Source organism: Actinoplanes sp. NPDC051405, from assembly GCF_055586185.1.
The window spans coordinates 230,399-247,660 of record NZ_JBVJIR010000009.1 but is presented as its reverse complement, the minus strand read 5'-3'; the positions used below and the strand labels follow the sequence as shown (position 1 = coordinate 247,660).

Genomic DNA, 17,262 nt, shown 5'->3' with positions numbered 1-17,262 from the left:
TGTCGCGTCTCCCCCGCCGCCGACCGCGGGACGGCCGCTATCGGCAGCGTCTCTTCCGGCAGCCCGTCTTGCGGCGCCCCTGGCAGCCGCTGGCGGCTTTTCCGGGGTTCCCTCAGACACGGGTCACCGTTCCTGGTCCGACGTCGTAGCGGGCCCCCTGCAGGGTCGCGGGGACATCCTCCGGCACCGCGCACGTCACCAGCAACTGTGTCGCGTCCGAGACCAGCGCCGCCAGCCGCTCCCGGCGGCCCGAGTCCAGCTCGGCGAAGACGTCGTCGAGCACGAGCACCGGCTCGATCCCGTCGGCGCGCAGCAGGTCGTAGGCCGCCAGCCGCAGGGCCAGCGCGAACGACCAGGATTCGCCGTGGCTCGCGTACCCCTTGGCGGGCAGTTCGCCCAGGGTGAGGGAAAGATCGTCGCGGTGCGGGCCGACCAGGGTGACGCCGCGCTCGATCTCGTTCTGCCGCCGCTCGGCGAGCGAGGCGAGCAGCGCCTGCTCCAGCTGCGGGCGGTCCGGCGCCAGCGATTCGCCGAGCCGAGACGCGTACGCGATCGAGGCCGTCGACCGCCCGGCCGCCACCGCGTCGTAGGCCTTGGTCAGATGTGGACCGAGGGCCGCGGCCAGCTCGAGCCGGCCGGCCAGCAACTCGGCCCCGTGATGCGCCAGGTGCTGATCCCAGACGGCGAGGGTGGACAGATCCTGCCCGCGCGTCCCGCCGACCTTGCGCGTCAGGTACGCCGTGCGCAGCAGGGCGTTGCGCTGCTTGACCACCCGGTCGTAGTCGGCGCGCACCCCGGCGAACCGGGGCAGCCGGGCCACCAGCAGGTCGTCGAGATAGCGCCGGCGCTCGGCCGGATCACCACGGACCAGCTCCAGATCCTCCGGCGCGAACAACACCATCCGCAGCGCGCCGAGCACCTCGCGGGACCGGCGTACGGGTGATCTGTTGAGCCTGGCCCGGTTTGCCCGGCCGGGCACGATCTCCAGCTCGACCAGCAGCTCGCGACCATCGTGGACGATCTCGCTGCGGATGACGGCCGAGCTCGCACCGGCCCGGACCAGCGGCGCGTCGGTGGCCACCCGGTGACTGTCCAGAGTGGCCACGTAACCCAGCGCTTCGATCAGGTTGGTCTTGCCCATGCCGTTCTGGCCGACGAGCACCGCGACGCCGGGGTCGAAGTCGACCGTCACCCGCTCGTACGAACGGAAGTCGGTCAACTCGACCCGGCGCACGTACATCTCAATAATTTCCTTTGCAGTGCGGCGAAGCCGCCTGGACCGCTCAGCTCCTTTGCAGTGCGGCGAGGCCGCCTGGACCGCTCAGCCGACGACGGCGTGGCCACCGAACTGCTGACGCAGCGCGGCGACGGCCTTCATGGCGGGCGAGTCGATCTGCCGCGACTCGAAGCGGGTGAACAGCGAAGCGGCGATGACGTGCAGCGGAACGGCCAGCCGGACCGCCTCGTCGACGGTCCACCGGCCCTCACCGGTGTCCTCGGCGTAGCCCTTGAGCTTGGCCAGCTCGGGGTCGCCGTCCAGGGCCCGGTCGAGCAGGTCGAGCAGCCAGGACTTGACGACGCTGCCCTCGCGCCAGCTCTTGATCGCGCCGGGCACGTTGTCCACGTACTCGGAGGCCTCGAGCAGCTCCCAGCCCTCGGCCAGGGCCTGCATCATGCCGTACTCGATGCCGTTGTGGACCATCTTGGTGTAATGGCCGGCGCCGACCGGGCCGGCGTGCACGAAGCCGTACGGGCCGGCGGGCTTGAGGGCCTCGAAGATCGGCATGCAGGTGGCGACGTTCTCCTCGGAGCCGCCCACCATCAGCGCATAGCCGTTCTGGTTGCCCCAGATGCCGCCGGAGACGCCGCAGTCCATGTAGCCGATGCCCTTGGGCGCGAGCCGGTCCGCCCGCGGCTGGTCGTCGGTGAACTTGGAGTTCCCGCCGTCGATGATGATGTCCCCGGCGGACAGCAGCCCGCCCAGTTCGTCGATCGTGCTCTCGGTGATGTGACCGGCCGGCACCATCGTCCAGACCACCCGCGGCGCGGCGAGCTTCTCGACCATTTCGGCGATGCTGGCGACATCGGAGATGTCCGGGTTGCGGTCGTAGCCGACGACTTCGTGCCCGGCGGAGCGGATCCGCCCGCGCATGTTGCCGCCCATCCGGCCGAGACCGACAAGGCCGAGCTGCATGGTGTTCCCCCTAGATGAGTGGTTCTTCCGCCCAGTATCAGCGGGTTACCCGGATCGGCATGATCAGATAGCGGTAACCCGGCACGATTTCGCCGTCTTCGGCTGCGGGGGAGATCACAGCGGGCTTGAACGCGTCGACGAACGAGAGTACGGCGGTCTGGGCGCCCAGGTTCTGCAATCCGTCGATCAGGTACTGCGGGTTGAAGCCGATGGTCAATGGCTCGCCGGTGAAGGTGGCCTCCATGGCCTCGCTGGCCCGGGCCTCCTCCGTGCCGCCGGCCTCGACGACCAGGCCGTCCTCGCCGAAGCTGAGCAGCACCGGGGTGGTGCGCTCGGCGACCAGGGCGACCCGGCGGACCACCTCGACCAGCGAGGCGACGCTGACCCGGGCCTCGGCGTTGTGGCTGGCCGGGAAGAGCGAGCGGACCGGCGGGTAGTTGGCGCCGTCGAGCAGCCGGCTGGTCGTGCGCCGGGTGCCGCCCGCGAAGCCGATCATGCCCTCGCCGGCGTTGCCCTGCGCCAGGGCCAGGATGACGTCGCCGCCGAGCGGGCCCATCGTCTTGGCGGTGTCGTTCAGCGTCTTCGCCGGGACGAGCGCGTTGAGGCTGATGTCGGGGTCGTCGGGGCTCCACTGGAGCTCACGCATGGCGAGCCGGTAGCGGTCGGTGGCCAGCATCGCCATCGACGTGCCGTTCAGCTCGATCCGCACACCGGTCATCATCGGCAGCGTCTCGTCGCGGCCGGCCGCGATGGCGACCTGCTGGACGGCCGAGGCGAACGTCTGCGCGTCGACCGTGCCGGCGCTGGACGGCATGTCCGGCAGGGTCGGATAGTCCTCGACCGGCATCGTCGGCAGTGTGAAGCGCGCACTGCCGCAGACGAGCTCGAGATGCGCACCGACAGCGGCGATGTCCGCCGGCTTGTTCGGCAGTGCCTTGGTGATCTCAGCCAGCAGCCGGCCGGAGACCAGGGCGGCGCCGTCGGCGTCGGCCTGCACCTCCACGCTCACCTGACTGGAGACCTCGTAGTCGAAGCCGGAGACGTGCAACCTGCCGTCGGTCACCCGCAACATGACGCCGGCGAGCACCGGCACCGACGGGCGGCTCGGCAGGCTCTTCGCCGTCCACGCCACAGCGTCGGCGAGTGCGTCTCGCTCCACCCGGAACTTCATGCCATGCCCTCCGCGTCACTCTTTCTCGACGAACCAGCATCGGATGTGCTGATGGCGCCCACTGAACTCTATGGCGCGGGTCGGCGCAGCATGCGTCCGACCCCGGTGCTGTGGGTAAGTCAGGGATGGTTCGGACCGCCGAGCGGCTCATCCACACCTTCCCCAACGCTGATGATTGCTTTTTGGATTTCCCTGGAGAAGACATAGTCGTCTTCGTCGGTCCTGTGCAAAGTGTGGAGAACTCCCGTCTGCGCAGGTCAGCGGGTTATCCACCGGTGATTCACATGTGGGAAACCAGGGTACAAACCCCGGTCTGCGTCCACAGTCGTCGACCCGACTCCGGTTGTCCACCGTTGTCCACCGTCTGTCCACCGGTTATCCACCGGGTTTGTGCCCAGGCCTGGGGATAACGCCGGAACGCTACCGGCTCGTCGTCCCCAGAACCTTCAACAGGAAATCCACACGCGTCCACAGCCTGTGGGGACAACCGTGACGGTGCGTGTCTGTCCACATCGATTTCCCCAGGCCCCATCCACATCTGTGGGGTACGGCCCCGAAGGTTTTCCACCGTTGGGGATAACTTCCTGTGAACGCCTGTGAACTGCTGTGGATAACGTTGGCACGATCCCGTCTCGTCGCGGCGTTGACACGAACGGGGTGGGGATAAGTCGGCCGATCCAACGCCGCGGTCGGGTGGTGTCAGGGGTTCGGTGGGGGCCGGGCGAGTCCTCCGCGGGCCGAGGAGGCCTCCGCGGGGGCGCGGTCAGGCGACCGCGGGGCGGGGTCAGGCGTCCGTTGGGGGCAGTCAGTCCTCCGTTGGAGCGCGGCTGGGGTCTCAGCGGGGTGCGGCTGGGCCTCTTTGCTGGGGGTGACGGCCTCTGCCGCGCGATACCAGGGTCGTCGGCTGGAGAGGCGGCGGGTTTCACGCCACCGGGGTCTGGCTGCTCTCGGCCGGCTGACCGCCTTCGTCGGCGGGGATGAGGCAACCTCAATCCTGATGTAGATCGAGTCGGTGGGCGGATTCGGCTCGTGGCGCGAGGAGCGTCGATCGGAGGATCCGTTGATCCTCGGTCGTGGCACGGGGCTCCGCCGGCGGCTGACGGGATCTTCGTAGGTAAGGCCCGGGCTGGGGCGACCGGGCTGGGCCGACCGGGCTGGGCCGACCGGGCTGGGCCGACTGGGCTGGGCCGACTGGGCTGGGCCGACTGGGCTGGGCCGACTGGGCTGGGCCGACTGGGCTGGGCCGACTGGGCTGGGCCGACCGGGCTGGGCCGACCGGGCTGGGCCGACCGGGCTGGGCCGACCGGGCTGGGGCAACCGGGCTGGGGCAACCGGGCTGGGGCAACCGGGCTGGGGCAACTGGGCTGGGGCAACCTGGCTGGCCGACGGGGCTGGGCCGAAGGGGCTGGGCGACCGGGCTCGGCCGACCGGGCTCGGCCAACCGGGCTGGGGCAACTGGGCTGGGGCAACCTGGCTGGCCGACGGGGCTGGGCCGAAGGGGCTGGGCGACCGGGCTCGGCCGACCAGGCTGGGGCGCCTGCACTAGGCGATCGAACGTGGCGAACCGGACCAGGTCGTCCGGGACCAGGCCGTGCGGATGAGGACCTCTGGGATCAGCTCGCCCGGATCAGATCGCTCGCACCAGGCCGTCCGGGACTACGTCGCTCGGACGAGGCCGAGCTGGCCCGGATCTCGCCGACCTCACGGCTCTGGTGGGAACGTTCCCCCGGGACCAGGCCGTCCGGGACCAGGTCGTTCGGGACGAGGTCGTTCGGACGAGGCGACGGGACGAGCCGACCGGATCTGGGTGACCCGGGCAGGTCCGGGCTTCGCCCGACGGTGGACGAGATCTCGTAGGAAGGGCTTCGCCAGCGGTCGACGGGACCTCTGTCCTTCGTCCCAAAGGCGTCACTCGACGGTGAGGAGATCGAGTCCGGCGTGATGAGCTGCTCGCTCGGCGGAGTGGAGGGCTTCACCTGGCGGTAGGAGAGTCTCGACTCGGCTGAGTTGAAGGACTGCCGGCGCGGAGCCCTACATCCGCGCGGTCGGGGCAACCGGTGACCGCGGAACGATTCCGCTTCGCCCGCCAGAGGCGATCAGCGATCTCGTCAAGACGCCGGACCATCCCCCTCAGCGAAGACCTGGCCGCCGCCTGACGGAGATGTCGCACGACCGGCGGTAACCCGGCAGCTATGTGGACAGCCGTCGGGGTCGGTGGCGGGTCAGCCCGGCGGGGGATCGCCGGGCTTGAGGTGGTCCTGGCTGATTGCTGTGGTCGCTTGAGCCGGTGTTGCGGTTGGGGGTGCCGCTGCGCGTACCGGAAAAGGTTTAGGTGTTTTGTTTGATGCGGTTGGTCAGCTCGGCGATCTGGTTGTAGAGGGATCGCCGCTCGGCCATGTGCTGGCGAATTTTTCGGTCCGCGTGCATCACCGTGGTGTGGTCGCGGCCGCCGAAGGCCTGGCCGATTCTTGGCAGCGACAGCTCTGTCAGTTCGCGGCAGAGGTACATCGCTACCTGGCGGGCGTTGACCAGCACCCGCGACCTCGAGTGGCCGCGGAGGTCTTCCAGGCTCACGCCGAAGTAGTCCGCCGTGGACACCATGATCTGGTCGGCCGTGATTTCCGGGCCGGCGCCGTCGGGCATGAAGTCGCGCAGGACCTCCTCGGCCAGCGAGAGCTGGACCGACGACCTGGTCAGGCTGGCGAATGCGGTCACCCGGATGAGGGCACCCTCGAGTTCGCGGATCGAGTTCGAGACGCGGGAGGCGATGAATTCCAGGACGTCGTCCGGGGCGTACATGCGTTCCTGCGCGGCTTTCTTCTGCAGGATCGCGATGCGGGTTTCCAGGTCCGGCGGCTGGATGTCCGCGAGCAGGCCCCATTCGAAGCGGGTGCGCATCCGGTCTTCGAGGGTGGCCAGCTGGCGTGGGGAGCGGTCCGAGCTGATCACGATCTGCTTGTTCGCGTTGTGCAGCGTGTTGAACGTGTGGAAGAACTCTTCCTGGGTGCGCTCGCGGTTCTCCAGGAACTGGATGTCGTCGATCAGCAGGATGTCGACGTCGCGGTAGCGGCGCTGGAAGGCCTGTGTCTTGTCGTCGCGCAGGGAGTTGATGAAGTCGTTGGTGAATTCCTCGGTGGAGACGTAGCGCACCGAGCGGGCGTGGCCGAGTGTCGTCGCGTAGTGGCCGATCGCGTGCAGCAGGTGCGTTTTGCCCAGCCCGGAACTGCCGTAGATGAACAGCGGGTTGTATGCCTTGGCTGGGGACTCGGCGACCGCGACCGACGCCGCGTGGGCGAATCTGTTCGACGAGCCGATGACGAACGTCTCGAACATGTATTTCGGGTTAAGCCGGTTGCCGTCGTTGCCGCCCGGCCGACGGTCGCGGTCCTGGCCGCGCATGTCCATCGGGGCGCGGCCCGGGCCGTTGTCGCCGCTGTGCTGCCTTATCTGCAGGGTGTCGTCGCGGCGGTCCTGGGCGTGCATCGTCGGGCGCTCGTCCGGGCGGCGCTGGTTGTCGCGCAGCTGAGCTGAATCGGTGGCGATCCGGCGGCCGGTGGACTCGTTCGGCGCCTCGGCGAAGTGCGGCATCTGGCGCGGGGCCTCGCGACGCTGCGGCTCTGCTTCCGTACGGGTCTGGGCCTGCTTCTCCTGCTGGTCCTCCGCGGCCGTCTTCGGGCCTTCCGCCGGGCGCACCGGCATCGGCAGCGGCGCGGCGAACAGGGCGTCCTGGCCGTCACGGGAGTCGCGGGCCGACGGGACGGCGCGCGGGAACGGCGCCTGGGCGGAACCGGTCGGTCCGTCGGCCGACTCGTAGCTCTGCTCGTACGACTTCTCGTAGCCCTGATCGTAGTTGTCCTGGTGACCGAAGGACGGCGGCTGTGGATAGCGGTCCGGGTACGCCGGCGGCTGCTGCTCCGCGTAGCGCGGCGGCTGCTGCTGCTGGTCGGCATAGTGCTGCTGCTGATCCGCGTAGTGCGCGGGCGGTTGCGTCGGCGGCTCGGGAGGCGGCGTGCCGTAGACCGTGCCCGGGCGGCCGGTGCCGTCCTCGGGCGGGCGGACCGTCACAGCCACCTGGATCGGCCGGCCGAGCCGGCGCGACAGGGCCTCGGTGATCGCCAGCCGCAGCCGCGACTCGATCACATCCCGGGTGTACGTGTCCGGCACGGACAGCAGCGCGGTGTCCTCGACTATGGCGCGCAGCCGGGTGAGCCGCAGGTACGCACGCTGCTGAGCGGACGCGATCTCGTCCGCCAGCTCGTCCGTCGCAGCGGTCCACACCCCGCCAAGGTCGACCGTATCGGCCACCGCCGCGCCACCCCCATCGCCACCGGTCTCCCGGTGGCCTTGTCCGGCTTCCGCCGCCCTTGCCAGTCGTCACCCGTACGGGCCACGGACCGGCTACCCCCAACCCAGCACATCCAACGTGCTGAACACGTACGGCGCCACCGGCTGTCCACAGGTTATCCACAACCTGTGCACTCGTCGGCGGTCGCTCCCCGGCCGGTTGGTCGGCGGACTCCCCCGGAGCCTGTGCTGGCGCGGGAAAACAGGCTCACCTGGCGAACGATTAACCGGCTCGTCCGGTTTTGGCCGACTCGACGCGTCAGCGCTGCAGACCAGCAAACGGGCACGCTAACAGCGCGGCGGCACCCGCATCAACCGCCGGTACCCACCCCGGGGCAGACCTGGCACGAAAAGATTCACTCCGTGCGCAGACGGACCAGCGTGCGTGACGAAGCCCCCGTACCGGGAAGTGATCTGTCGGCGTGCCGACCCGGCGATGGTTGACCACCCCAGGGGTGCTGCGTAGGGTCGGGCGGTTGCTCCGCCGCGCTCTGCTAAAGTGGCGTCTTGCAGCTTTGATGCCCCCTGGACGCCTACGGTCTCGTGGGTGCCCTACGAAGACGGAGTTTTGACGTGAGCAAGCGCACTTACCAGCCGAACAACCGCCGTCGTGCGAAGACCCACGGTTTCCGGCTGCGCATGCGTACCCGTGCCGGCCGCGCCATCCTCTCCACCCGCCGCGCCAAGGGCCGCGACAAGCTGTCGGCCTGAGCCGACGCTGGTCCGGCCGGATGTCCAGGTAGTCGTGCTGGCCGCGGCGCAACGACTGAGGCGCAGCACTGACTTCGCCGCAGCGGTTCGCGGTGGGCGCAGGGCCGGGCGCAGCACGGTGGTCGTCCACCTTCTTATCGATGAGCCGGCGCAAGCCTCCACGGCGCGCGCCGGCTTTGTCGTGTCCAAGTCCGTGGGCAACGCGGTGACCCGTAACAAGGTCCGCCGGCGGCTGCGGCACCTGGTCCGGCCCCGTCTCGCCGATCTTCCGGACGGCACTCTGCTGGTGGTTCGCGCACTGCCCGCCTCGGCGTCGGCGTCCTTCGAGACGCTGGGCACCGACCTCGATGCCGCCCTGGCCGCGGCCCGGTCACCCCGGCGGCGGCGATGAGCACGCCACGCGGGCCGGTCGCCCGGGTGCTGACGTGGGGGATCGTCGCGTACCGTCGTTACCTGAGCCCGGCACTGCCGGCCCGCTGTCGGTTCTACCCCTCGTGCAGCGCGTACGCCCAGGAGGCAATCGCGGTGCACGGCGCTTCCCGAGGGACCGCCCTGGCGATCTGGCGGCTGTTGCGCTGCCACCCCTTCCACCCTGGCGGGTTCGATCCGGTGCCTGACCCGATCCGTCACCGTCCTGCTGATGTGACTGGAGCATGAATTGAGTCTCGACTGGATCTACATCGCGATCTCGTGGATCCTTCTTCGCTGGCATGACCTCTGGGACGCGATCGGCGTCTCCGACGGCAGGGTGCTGGGCACCAACTGGTCCTGGATCCTGTCGATCGTCTTCCTGGTCGTGACGCTGCGGGTGATCCTCTTCCCCGTCTTCGTCAAGCAGATCAAGTCCCAGCGCGCCATGCAGGCGCTGCAGCCCAAGGTCAAGCAGCTGCAGGAGAAGCACAAGGGCGACCGGGAGACGCTCCAGAAAGAAATGATGGAGCTGTACAAGGTCGAGAAGGCCAACCCGCTCATGGGCTGCCTCCCGATGTTCCTGCAGATCCCCGTCTTCCTGGGCCTGTTCCACGTGCTGCGCCGGCTCAACCCGGAAAACGGCCAGCCCACCCTGTACGGCTGGACCGCCGAGCAGTTCCGTGAGGCCACCCACTCGGCGCTGTTCACCGCGCCCCTGCCGGCTCAGTTCGGCTCCTCCGCGGAAGACCTGACCCGGCTCGGCGCGACCAACGGCACCGTGGTCAAGATCATCGCCGCCGTCCTGGTCCTCATCATGATGGCGACGACGTACCTCACCAGCCGCCAGATGATTCTCAAGACCGGCTGGGCCGAGGACCCGCAGCAGAAGATGATCCAGCGCCTGATGCTGTACGGCATCCCGCTGTCGCTGCTCGTCTCCGGCTCGCTGTTCCCCATCGGCGTGGTCATCTACTGGGTCACGAACAACCTCTTCAGCCTCGCCCAGCAGCAGTGGGTGCTCCGCAAGTTCCCGCCGCCGCCGATGGCCAACGGCAAGACCCCGTCGTCGTCCGCCCGTCCGGCCGGTGCGACCAGCGCCAAGTCCGGCGCCAAGGGCCCGCAGAACCCGGTGCAGAGTGGCCGTACCGGTGGCCTGTTCGGCCGCAAGCCGGCCGCCCAGCCGGAGCCGACGACCCCGGTCGTCGACACCAAGGCCCTCGCGCCGAAGCCCGGCGCCAAGCCGGTGAACCCCAAGAAGGGCGCGCGACCCGCGAACAAACCACAGGGATGACGCAGCCGCGGCCCGGGCGACGCCCGGGCCGCGCGCGGCCCTGCCGGGGCGGCGACAAAGACCTCCTCGCGCCGGCGTCGACCTGATCGTTCCCAGGCGGCACCGGTGCGGGAAACAGCGGACCGAGCAGGTCCGGCCCGAGTGAGTACGGAGATGAGACCGTGACCGACACCAGCACTCCCAGCGCAGAGCAGTCCACCGAGGAGACCGCTTCCGCCACTGCCGCGGAGTCCGCCGGTACCGAGGAGACCAAGAAGTCGGAGACCGTCACCTCGGACTCCGATCTGTTCCGGCAGAGCGAGATCGCCGCCGACTACGTGGAGGGCCTGCTCGACATCCTCGACTACGACGGTGACATCGACGAGCTCGTGTCGGCGGGCCGCCCGATGGTCGAGGTCGTCGGCGGCCGGCTGCAGCCCCTCGTGGGCCAGCGCGGCGCGACGCTCGAGGCGCTGCAGGAGCTCACCCGCCTGGCGATCTTCCGGGCCACCGGCTCGCCGAGCCGGCTGCTGCTGGACATCGGCGGCTACCGGGCGACGCGGCGCAAGGAACTGACGGCGGTCGCCCGCAACGCGGTCGAAAAGGTCAAAGAGCACGGCGATCCCGTACGCCTGGAGCCGATGTCGGCCTTCGAGCGCAAGTGCGTGCACGACGTGGTCAACGCTATCCCCGGCGTGCAGAGCGAGTCGGAGGGCGTCGAGCCCAGCCGCCGCATCGTGGTTCGACCGGCTGACTGAGCTGACATGACCGACCCTCGCTCCGGCGCGGGTGACAACGGCCCGGGCGCTGTGGTGCCCGGGCCGTCGTCGTCTGCCCCCACCGATGTCACCCCTGTCGTTCCGCCGGCCTTCTCCGCTGCGGCCGAGCGCGCCTTCGGTGACCGGCTCCCCCTGGCTACCCGCTATGCCGAACTCCTGATCACCGACGGCGTCGTGCGGGGTCTGATCGGACCCCGCGAGGCCCCGCGGGTCTGGGAACGGCACTTGATCAACTGTGCCGTTATGTCCGAGATGATCCCGTTAGGTGCTTCAGTGACCGACGTCGGGTCTGGTGCCGGTTTGCCCGGTATCGTGCTGGCAGTGGCTAGGCCGGATCTCACGATCACGCTGGTCGAGCCATTGGCACGACGAACCGCTTTCCTGTCCGAAGCGGTGACCGCACTCGGCCTCGCCACGACCGTCACAGTCGTCCGGGGCCGCGCTGAGGACGTCGCCGGTGGGCCCCCCGCCGCCGCCGACATCGTCACCGCACGCGCGGTCGCGCCACTGGACCGGCTCGCCGGTTGGTGCCTGCCCCTCGCCGCCGTCGGCGGCCGGCTCCTGGCGCTCAAGGGCGCCTCGGCCGCCGAGGAGGTGGCAGAGCACCACGAGGCGATCACCCGGCTCGGTGGCGGCGACCCGGTCGTCCGGCTCTGCGGAGCCGGACTGATCGATCCGCCGACCACGGTCGTCGAGATCGTGCGGGAGCGGGCCGTCGTGGCACCAAGGCCGAGGCCGTCCGGAAGGGCGGCCGACCCGGGCCGCTCCGCCGGTGGGCGCGGCTCCGGGAAAAGGAGATCGCGGAGGGGATAGATGGCCAGGCGGGGCGTGCGGAAACGAACGGGAAAGCTCCCACGACCCCAGCGAGGCCCGGATACGGGCCGGCCTGTTGCGGGTTCTGTTTCGGCTGCTGAGGCTGATCCGGCGGCTGGTCTTCCTCGAAGAGTTGATGTGGCTTCGGCCGGACGCCCTTCAGGAAGTGCTGACGTTGTTTCGGGTGCTGGTCCTGGGTCGGGCTCGTCCCCGGGCCGGCACGCCTCTACTGCATCTGTTGCCAGTGCTGGCGCGGCCACTTCCCTACCCGGCTACTCCTCGGCGGGTTCTGGTTCTTCCTCTGGTCCAGGCGCGGCTTCGGAGGCCGATGCTCTCCCTGGTGACGCCCCGCCCGGCCCGCGCCGCGGCGACAACCGCGACCCGGTCACCGCATCCTCGTCCGGTCGTGGCCCTGCGGGTGGAGTCTCTTCTGCGCCCGGACCGGGAGGCGATTCAAGATCTGGCCAAAGCGCTCTGGATGAGCCCCACGTGGGACCGTCGGTGGACTATGTGCGCTCGCTTGGGGGACCACACTCCGGGGACGGACGCGGTGTAATAGAGGCGTCCGCACTGGACGAGAATGGTGCTGGGCCCGCCGGCGACAGGGTCAAGATGCGGTTGGTGCCCGGATTCATGGTCTTCGAGGCGTCCGACGGGTTGTTGGGATCAACTCATCAGGCGGACAACCGTGGCGACGCTCGCCCGGCGGCCGTAGGCTGGCCGCGCGTCGATAGTGTGGACCGGACGGTGGGAGCGCCAGACGCCCCGCCGCTTCCTGCCGGACCGCACGCTCGCGGTGCCGACCCAATCCAAGCAGGCAGGGACAAAACGGTGCATGAGTATGGCAGGGGCCCGGACGGTGCCCCAGGCTGGGACCGTGTTTCACGTGAAACCGATCCACACGCCGGCTCGGATCGAAGCGGAAGCTTGAGTGTGAGCTTCGACAGTGGGGAGCAAGGCGTGCCGCAACCACGTGCAGGGAACGGCGGGCAGGTGTACGGCACCCCGGTGACTGAGCCCGAGGTCAGCGCGTCGGAGCCTCGACGTCCTGCTCCGGCGCCACGGTCGGGGCCGTCGTCTGCGCCTGTTTCGGGTTCTGCGACCGTACCGTCGTCAGCTCCTGTCTCTGCGGCACCGGCCGCTCCGGCAGCCGTGGCGACGCAGCCGTCTGCGGACGGCGCGGCGGCAGACGAGCATGTTTCACGTGAAACGCCGGACCGGGATGAGGACGATCCGCCCCTCGCCATGGAAGCGTTGCGAGCTGTGCAGATCCTCAACCCGAGCGGCGAGATTCACATGCCGCGCCCCGACCATCCGCGGGTGCTCTGCGTCGCGAACCAGAAGGGTGGCGTCGGCAAGACGACCACGACGGTGAACCTCGCGGTCGCGCTGGCGCTGCACGGCAATCGCGTGCTGGTGGTCGACCTCGACCCCCAGGGCAACGCCTCCACCGGCCTCAACGTCCCCCACCACGCCGGCGTGCCCGACGTCTACGACTGCCTGATCGACAACGTGCCGCTCGCGGAGGTGGCGCAGTCGGTCGAGGGCATCCCGAATCTGTACTGCGTCCCGGCCACGATCGACCTGGCCGGCGCCGAGATCGAGCTCGTGTCCGTGGTGGCGCGCGAGTCGCGGCTGCAGCGCGCGATCGCCGGACACCCGGAGAAGTTCGACTACGTCTTCATCGACTGCCCGCCGTCGCTCGGCCTGCTGACGGTCAACGCGCTCTGCGCGGCGCAGGAAGTGCTCATCCCGATCCAGTGCGAGTACTACGCGCTGGAGGGCCTGAACCAGCTCATCAACAACATCAACCTGGTGCGCCAGCACCTCAACCCGACGCTCGACGTCTCCACCATCCTGCTGACGATGTACGACCGCCGCACCCGCCTGGCGGACGCGGTCGAGCAGGACGTGCGGAACCACTTCGGCTCGAAGGTGCTCGAGGCCGTGATTCCGCGCAACGTCCGCGTGTCGGAGGCTCCGAGCTACGGCCAGTCCGTGATGACCTACGATCCGGGTTCGCGGGGCGCCACGAGCTACTTCGAGGCAGCTCTGGAAATCGCGATGCGCGGGGTCAACACGGGAGGCGCGGCATGAAGAACCGTCCACGGGGCGGCCTGGGGCGTGGCCTCGGCGCATTGATTCCCACCGCTCCCCCGGCGACCGGTGGCACGACGACGACCGAGGAGCCGCCGCCTCCTCCCCCGGCTGCTGTTCCGGATCCGACCCCGGCGCCGACTTCGGCGCCGCCTGTCGCTGAGGTGACTGCGCCGCCGCAGTTCACCGCGCCGGCTGCGCCGCCCGCTTCCGTGCCGGTTGCCGAGGACGACGGTGGTCTCGCTCCGGTGCCGGGCGCCCGCTTCGCGGAGCTGCCGGTTACTGCGATCGAGCCCAACGCGAAGCAGCCGCGGCACGTTTTTGATGAGGAAGCGCTCGAGGAGCTGAAGACCTCCATCCAGGAGGTCGGCTTCCTGCAGCCGATCGTGGTACGGGACATCGGCGGCGGCCGGTATGAGCTCGTCATGGGTGAGCGGCGCTGGCGTGCCGCCCAGGCCGTCGGCAAGGAGACGATTCCCGCGATCATCCGCGACACTCGCGATGATGCGATGCTGCGGGATGCTCTGCTGGAGAACATCCACCGGGCGAACCTGAACCCGCTCGAAGAGGCGGCGGCGTACCAGCAGCTGCTCGAAGAGTTCGGCGCTACGCACGAGGAGCTGGCCCGGCGCATCGGTCGGAGCCGGCCGCAGATATCGAACACCATAAGGCTGTTGAACCTGCCGGCGCCGGTGCAGCGACGGGTCGCGGCTGGGGTGCTGTCCGCGGGACATGCTCGGGCGTTGCTCGGGCTCGAGGACTCCGACACGCAGGAGCAGTTGGCGCTTCGCATCGTGGCGGAAGGGCTTTCGGTACGCGCGACCGAGGAGCTGGTGTCGCTGGCGATCGCGGATGGGCCGGCGAAGAAGTCGGCACCGACGCGGCGGGCGAAGGTGCATGCGCCGGCGCTGAACGATCTGGCCGACCGGTTGTCGGACCGGTTCGACACTCGGGTGAAGGTCGACATCGGCCGGAACAAGGGCAAGATCACGATCGAGTTCGCGACGGTTGATGACCTGGAGCGGATCGTGGGGATGATCGGCGTGGAAGAAGAAGGCGCCGAGTCTGACTGATCGTTTGCCGCCACGGCTGGGTGGCGGGGATGGGTTGTGGAATGCAAGGCACGTGATTTTGGCGGATCACGTGCCTTCTTCATGTCCTGGCTCTGGTGGAGCCGGTTCGTCACAGTGGGTGAGTTTGGGACCGTCTTCGAGGTCGGAGTCGGTTCTGTCAGAGCCATTCTCCTGAGGTTTCTGGCGAGGGTGGATCTTCGAGATGGGCGAAATCTGACGCCCAATTCGCCCTGTTTTGGGGTTGGCGCTTCGGTATTGGACTTAGTTCTGGCTTGATCATGACTCCGGCTCATGTTTCGACGGCTGCGTGCTTTGGGCGGCTGTTCTCGTCGACTTCCGTGGCAGCGCCCACGAGGACGTCCATGGTGGCGAGGACTGCGGCTTTCTGCGGCACGGGCAATTTCGGCCAGCTCGTCCCAAGGGCATCACTGTCCACCCGGTCGCCGGGAGCGTCGTGCTCTAGTTCGCATCAGGGACTGATCCTCAACGCCGATCAGATGGGGCTTGTTGAGTGCGGCCCATCCGCGGAGGCGTGGCGAGGGTTGGCCATCCTGATCGGTCTGTTGCCAACGGCGTTTGATTGAGGCTTCGGTCATGAGTCGGTCCATGTGCCTGGTGCTGGTGCTGGGTGCTTCGTGGTGATCTGGTTTGAGCTTGTGGGCCGAGTCGCGGCCGGCCGGTGACTGAGCCGGACGGTTAGCTAGGGGCCTGATTTTCAGCGACAGCGCGTTGGCTTCAGTCGGTCGTTTCCCTTTCCACCACTGCTCGCCTCTGGGTCTGCCGCACCGGACGCGAGCAACCCGCGGCCTCGGTCTTCGTGGCGAAGCACGGCTTCCATCCGCAACGGTGTGTGCTCCGAGGGGATGCCTGAGTTGGTTGCGTCAGTGGGCGGCTGGAGGTGAGGAGCGCTGGCATGTCAGGGTGCTCGCCGGTCCGACGCTCATCGGCTCTGGCCGTCCGCGGTGTGAAGAGTGGAAGCGTGCGTTCCGATGCATAGCTTGAGGCTGCTGATGGCAGAGAATCTCGTTGTGCCCGGGTCTCGCGCATTGTCTGACAAGGAAGGCGTCGGCCTCGATCGAGTTGAAGCGGTAGGAGCTGGCTTGTGGTCGCTGCCGCGACTTCGGCTGTGGCGTGCCCGTCGTCCGTTCTGACGAGGTCGGAATCTTCGAGGCCTTTAGTTGAGACGGGGTCAAGGACCGAAGGCCATGCCCTTGGCCGAGGAGCGCAAGGGTCGGTCCGCATGAGGCGCACCCCGGTGAGCAGGACTCGCAGCGTGTACTTCGTCAGGGAAGCCCGGGTCTGTTCCGCTTGGCGCGAGTGCCTTGCCGATTCTTCGGCCTGTTGATCCCTGGTCAGTTTCACGTGAAACGGCGGAGGCGCTTCGAGGGCAATGAAGGCGGCAACTAGTCGCTGGCGACCTGACAAGTCAGATTCTCGTAGCCTGGCCCTACGTTGAGAGCCGGCTCGTGTCGTGCTTCGGCCTCAGCGGCGGCACGCGACGGCTCAAGCAATCTGGTGGCCTCGGCGGCTCTGACCAGATCGAAAGCGCTCGTGTTTGAGCTCGTGGGTTAAGCCGATTGCTGAGCTGATGGGTGCAGTGCTCTGGTTGATGAGAGCCGCCGAGGTATGTGCTCGACAAGCCAGCGCCGCTGGGCCGGCGATGACTGGTTAGCTGGCCAGTCGCGGCCGGCAGGTGAGGCTGGGGCGTCACCGCGGATGACTGAGCGGTGTTCCAGAGCAGCGGGGTCGTCTCGGAGCTCCGTTAGAGGCTCGTCCTCACTTGGCAGCTCGGTGCGGCCGTCCGTAACCGGCGATTACCGCGGTGGGCCTCTGGCGACCGTTGAGGTCCTTGCTGATGGACGCTTCGACAATATGGTGACGGCCTTGGCTTGTTTCTACTCGGGTCGCCAGTGGGCCTGGAAGCGGCACACGGCGGGTCCGCGTCCCGGGTCCCGGCGCTGGCGCCCTCTTGCGCTGTGGAACAAGAAGAGCTCGGTGCAACGGTTTTACGAGAAACCATGTGTCATGTCTTCAGACTCGCCTCTGCTTGCGGGCCGGCCCGTAGGTGAGCTATGCCGGGAGCCAGTGGGACGAGCCTCATCTGGCTCATGACGTTGCTTCCACACGGGCAGAGCTCCGCCCCTGCAGCTGCTCAGCAAGATCTCCGTGGTACCGGGCTTTCGTGCATTGTGGCGAGGCGTTCAGGACCAACACCTTGGGCCAAGGATCTGGGTTAAGCATGGGCGCCATATTTCGGTCCGGCTTTGGTGGCCGAACTACTGTCCTCGGGACGTTGGAGCTGGGCCGGTGGTTCTGAGCCTGGCGATCAAGTCAGGCTGCCTCCGTCTGACACGAGGTCGCTAGTTTCACGTGAAACAGCCTTCTGTCACGCTCTCTCG

General features: G+C 68.5%; 12 protein-coding genes. 8 read left to right on the top strand and 4 right to left on the bottom strand.

Annotated elements, in window-relative coordinates:
* Positions 1–112: 112 nt before the first annotated feature.
* The 4 genes from recF to dnaA all read right to left on the bottom strand — a co-directional run bounded on the left by recF (position 113) and on the right by dnaA (position 7,670).
* A complete protein-coding gene (gene recF, locus ACZ6S4_RS21075) occupies positions 113–1,240 on the bottom strand; it encodes a DNA replication/repair protein RecF (protein ID WP_465476557.1) in 1,128 nt (375 codons plus the stop codon).
* 81 nt (positions 1,241–1,321) lie between these two features.
* Complete coding sequence (gene gnd, locus ACZ6S4_RS21070; RefSeq protein ID WP_465476556.1) at positions 1,322–2,194, bottom strand: phosphogluconate dehydrogenase (NAD(+)-dependent, decarboxylating); 873 nt, start codon at positions 2,192–2,194, stop codon at positions 1,322–1,324.
* A gap of 37 nt (positions 2,195–2,231) precedes the next feature.
* On the bottom strand, positions 2,232–3,365 hold the full coding sequence (gene dnaN, locus ACZ6S4_RS21065; protein WP_465476555.1) for a DNA polymerase III subunit beta: 1,134 nt from the start codon (positions 3,363–3,365) through the stop codon (positions 2,232–2,234).
* Between the two features lie 2,328 nt (positions 3,366–5,693).
* Positions 5,694–7,670, bottom strand: coding sequence for a chromosomal replication initiator protein DnaA (dnaA, locus tag ACZ6S4_RS21060; protein WP_465476554.1), 1,977 nt, complete (start codon positions 7,668–7,670; stop codon positions 5,694–5,696).
* A 612-nt stretch (positions 7,671–8,282) separates the two neighbouring features.
* Between dnaA and rpmH the strand changes: the two genes are divergently transcribed.
* The 8 genes from rpmH (at position 8,283) to ACZ6S4_RS21020 (ending at position 14,863) form a co-directional block, all read left to right on the top strand.
* A complete protein-coding gene (gene rpmH / locus ACZ6S4_RS21055; RefSeq protein WP_125812322.1) occupies positions 8,283–8,420 on the top strand; it encodes a 50S ribosomal protein L34 in 138 nt (45 codons plus the stop codon).
* 34 nt (positions 8,421–8,454) lie between these two features.
* Positions 8,455–8,811: a ribonuclease P protein component gene (rnpA, locus tag ACZ6S4_RS21050; RefSeq protein ID WP_360814991.1), complete on the top strand. Its 357-nt coding sequence runs from the start codon at positions 8,455–8,457 to the stop codon at positions 8,809–8,811.
* Positions 8,808–9,077 (top strand): membrane protein insertion efficiency factor YidD, encoded by a 270-nt coding sequence (gene yidD, locus ACZ6S4_RS21045; RefSeq protein ID WP_360546678.1) that lies wholly within the window; start codon positions 8,808–8,810, stop codon positions 9,075–9,077. Before rnpA ends, yidD begins: the two co-directional genes overlap by 4 nt.
* A gap of 1 nt (position 9,078) precedes the next feature.
* Positions 9,079–10,122: a membrane protein insertase YidC gene (gene yidC / locus ACZ6S4_RS21040; protein WP_465476553.1), complete on the top strand. Its 1,044-nt coding sequence runs from the start codon at positions 9,079–9,081 to the stop codon at positions 10,120–10,122.
* A gap of 161 nt (positions 10,123–10,283) precedes the next feature.
* A complete protein-coding gene (locus ACZ6S4_RS21035; RefSeq protein ID WP_360546674.1) occupies positions 10,284–10,859 on the top strand; it encodes a Jag family protein in 576 nt (191 codons plus the stop codon).
* A gap of 6 nt (positions 10,860–10,865) precedes the next feature.
* Entirely contained in the window at positions 10,866–11,693 is an 828-nt protein-coding gene (gene rsmG / locus ACZ6S4_RS21030) for a 16S rRNA (guanine(527)-N(7))-methyltransferase RsmG (protein WP_465476552.1), read from the top strand.
* Between the two features lie 831 nt (positions 11,694–12,524).
* On the top strand, positions 12,525–13,790 hold the full coding sequence (locus tag ACZ6S4_RS21025) for a ParA family protein (RefSeq protein WP_433732400.1): 1,266 nt from the start codon (positions 12,525–12,527) through the stop codon (positions 13,788–13,790).
* Positions 13,787–14,863, top strand: coding sequence for a ParB/RepB/Spo0J family partition protein (locus ACZ6S4_RS21020; RefSeq protein WP_465476551.1), 1,077 nt, complete (start codon positions 13,787–13,789; stop codon positions 14,861–14,863). The genes ACZ6S4_RS21025 and ACZ6S4_RS21020 overlap by 4 nt, the downstream gene beginning before the upstream one ends.
* Positions 14,864–17,262 lie beyond the last annotated feature (2,399 nt).

Bases quoted from the DNA above. Each gene is read 5' to 3' on its own strand.
- rsmG (WP_465476552.1), top strand. From the start codon at position 10,866: ATGACCGACCCTCGCTCCGGCGCGGGTGACAACGGCCCGGGCGCTGTG.
- gnd (WP_465476556.1), bottom strand. From the start codon at position 2,194: ATGCAGCTCGGCCTTGTCGGTCTCGGCCGGATGGGCGGCAACATGCGC.
- ACZ6S4_RS21020 (WP_465476551.1), top strand. From the start codon at position 13,787: ATGAAGAACCGTCCACGGGGCGGCCTGGGGCGTGGCCTCGGCGCATTG.
- yidD (WP_360546678.1), top strand. From the start codon at position 8,808: ATGAGCACGCCACGCGGGCCGGTCGCCCGGGTGCTGACGTGGGGGATC.
- recF (WP_465476557.1), bottom strand. From the start codon at position 1,240: ATGTACGTGCGCCGGGTCGAGTTGACCGACTTCCGTTCGTACGAGCGG.
- dnaN (WP_465476555.1), bottom strand. From the start codon at position 3,365: ATGAAGTTCCGGGTGGAGCGAGACGCACTCGCCGACGCTGTGGCGTGG.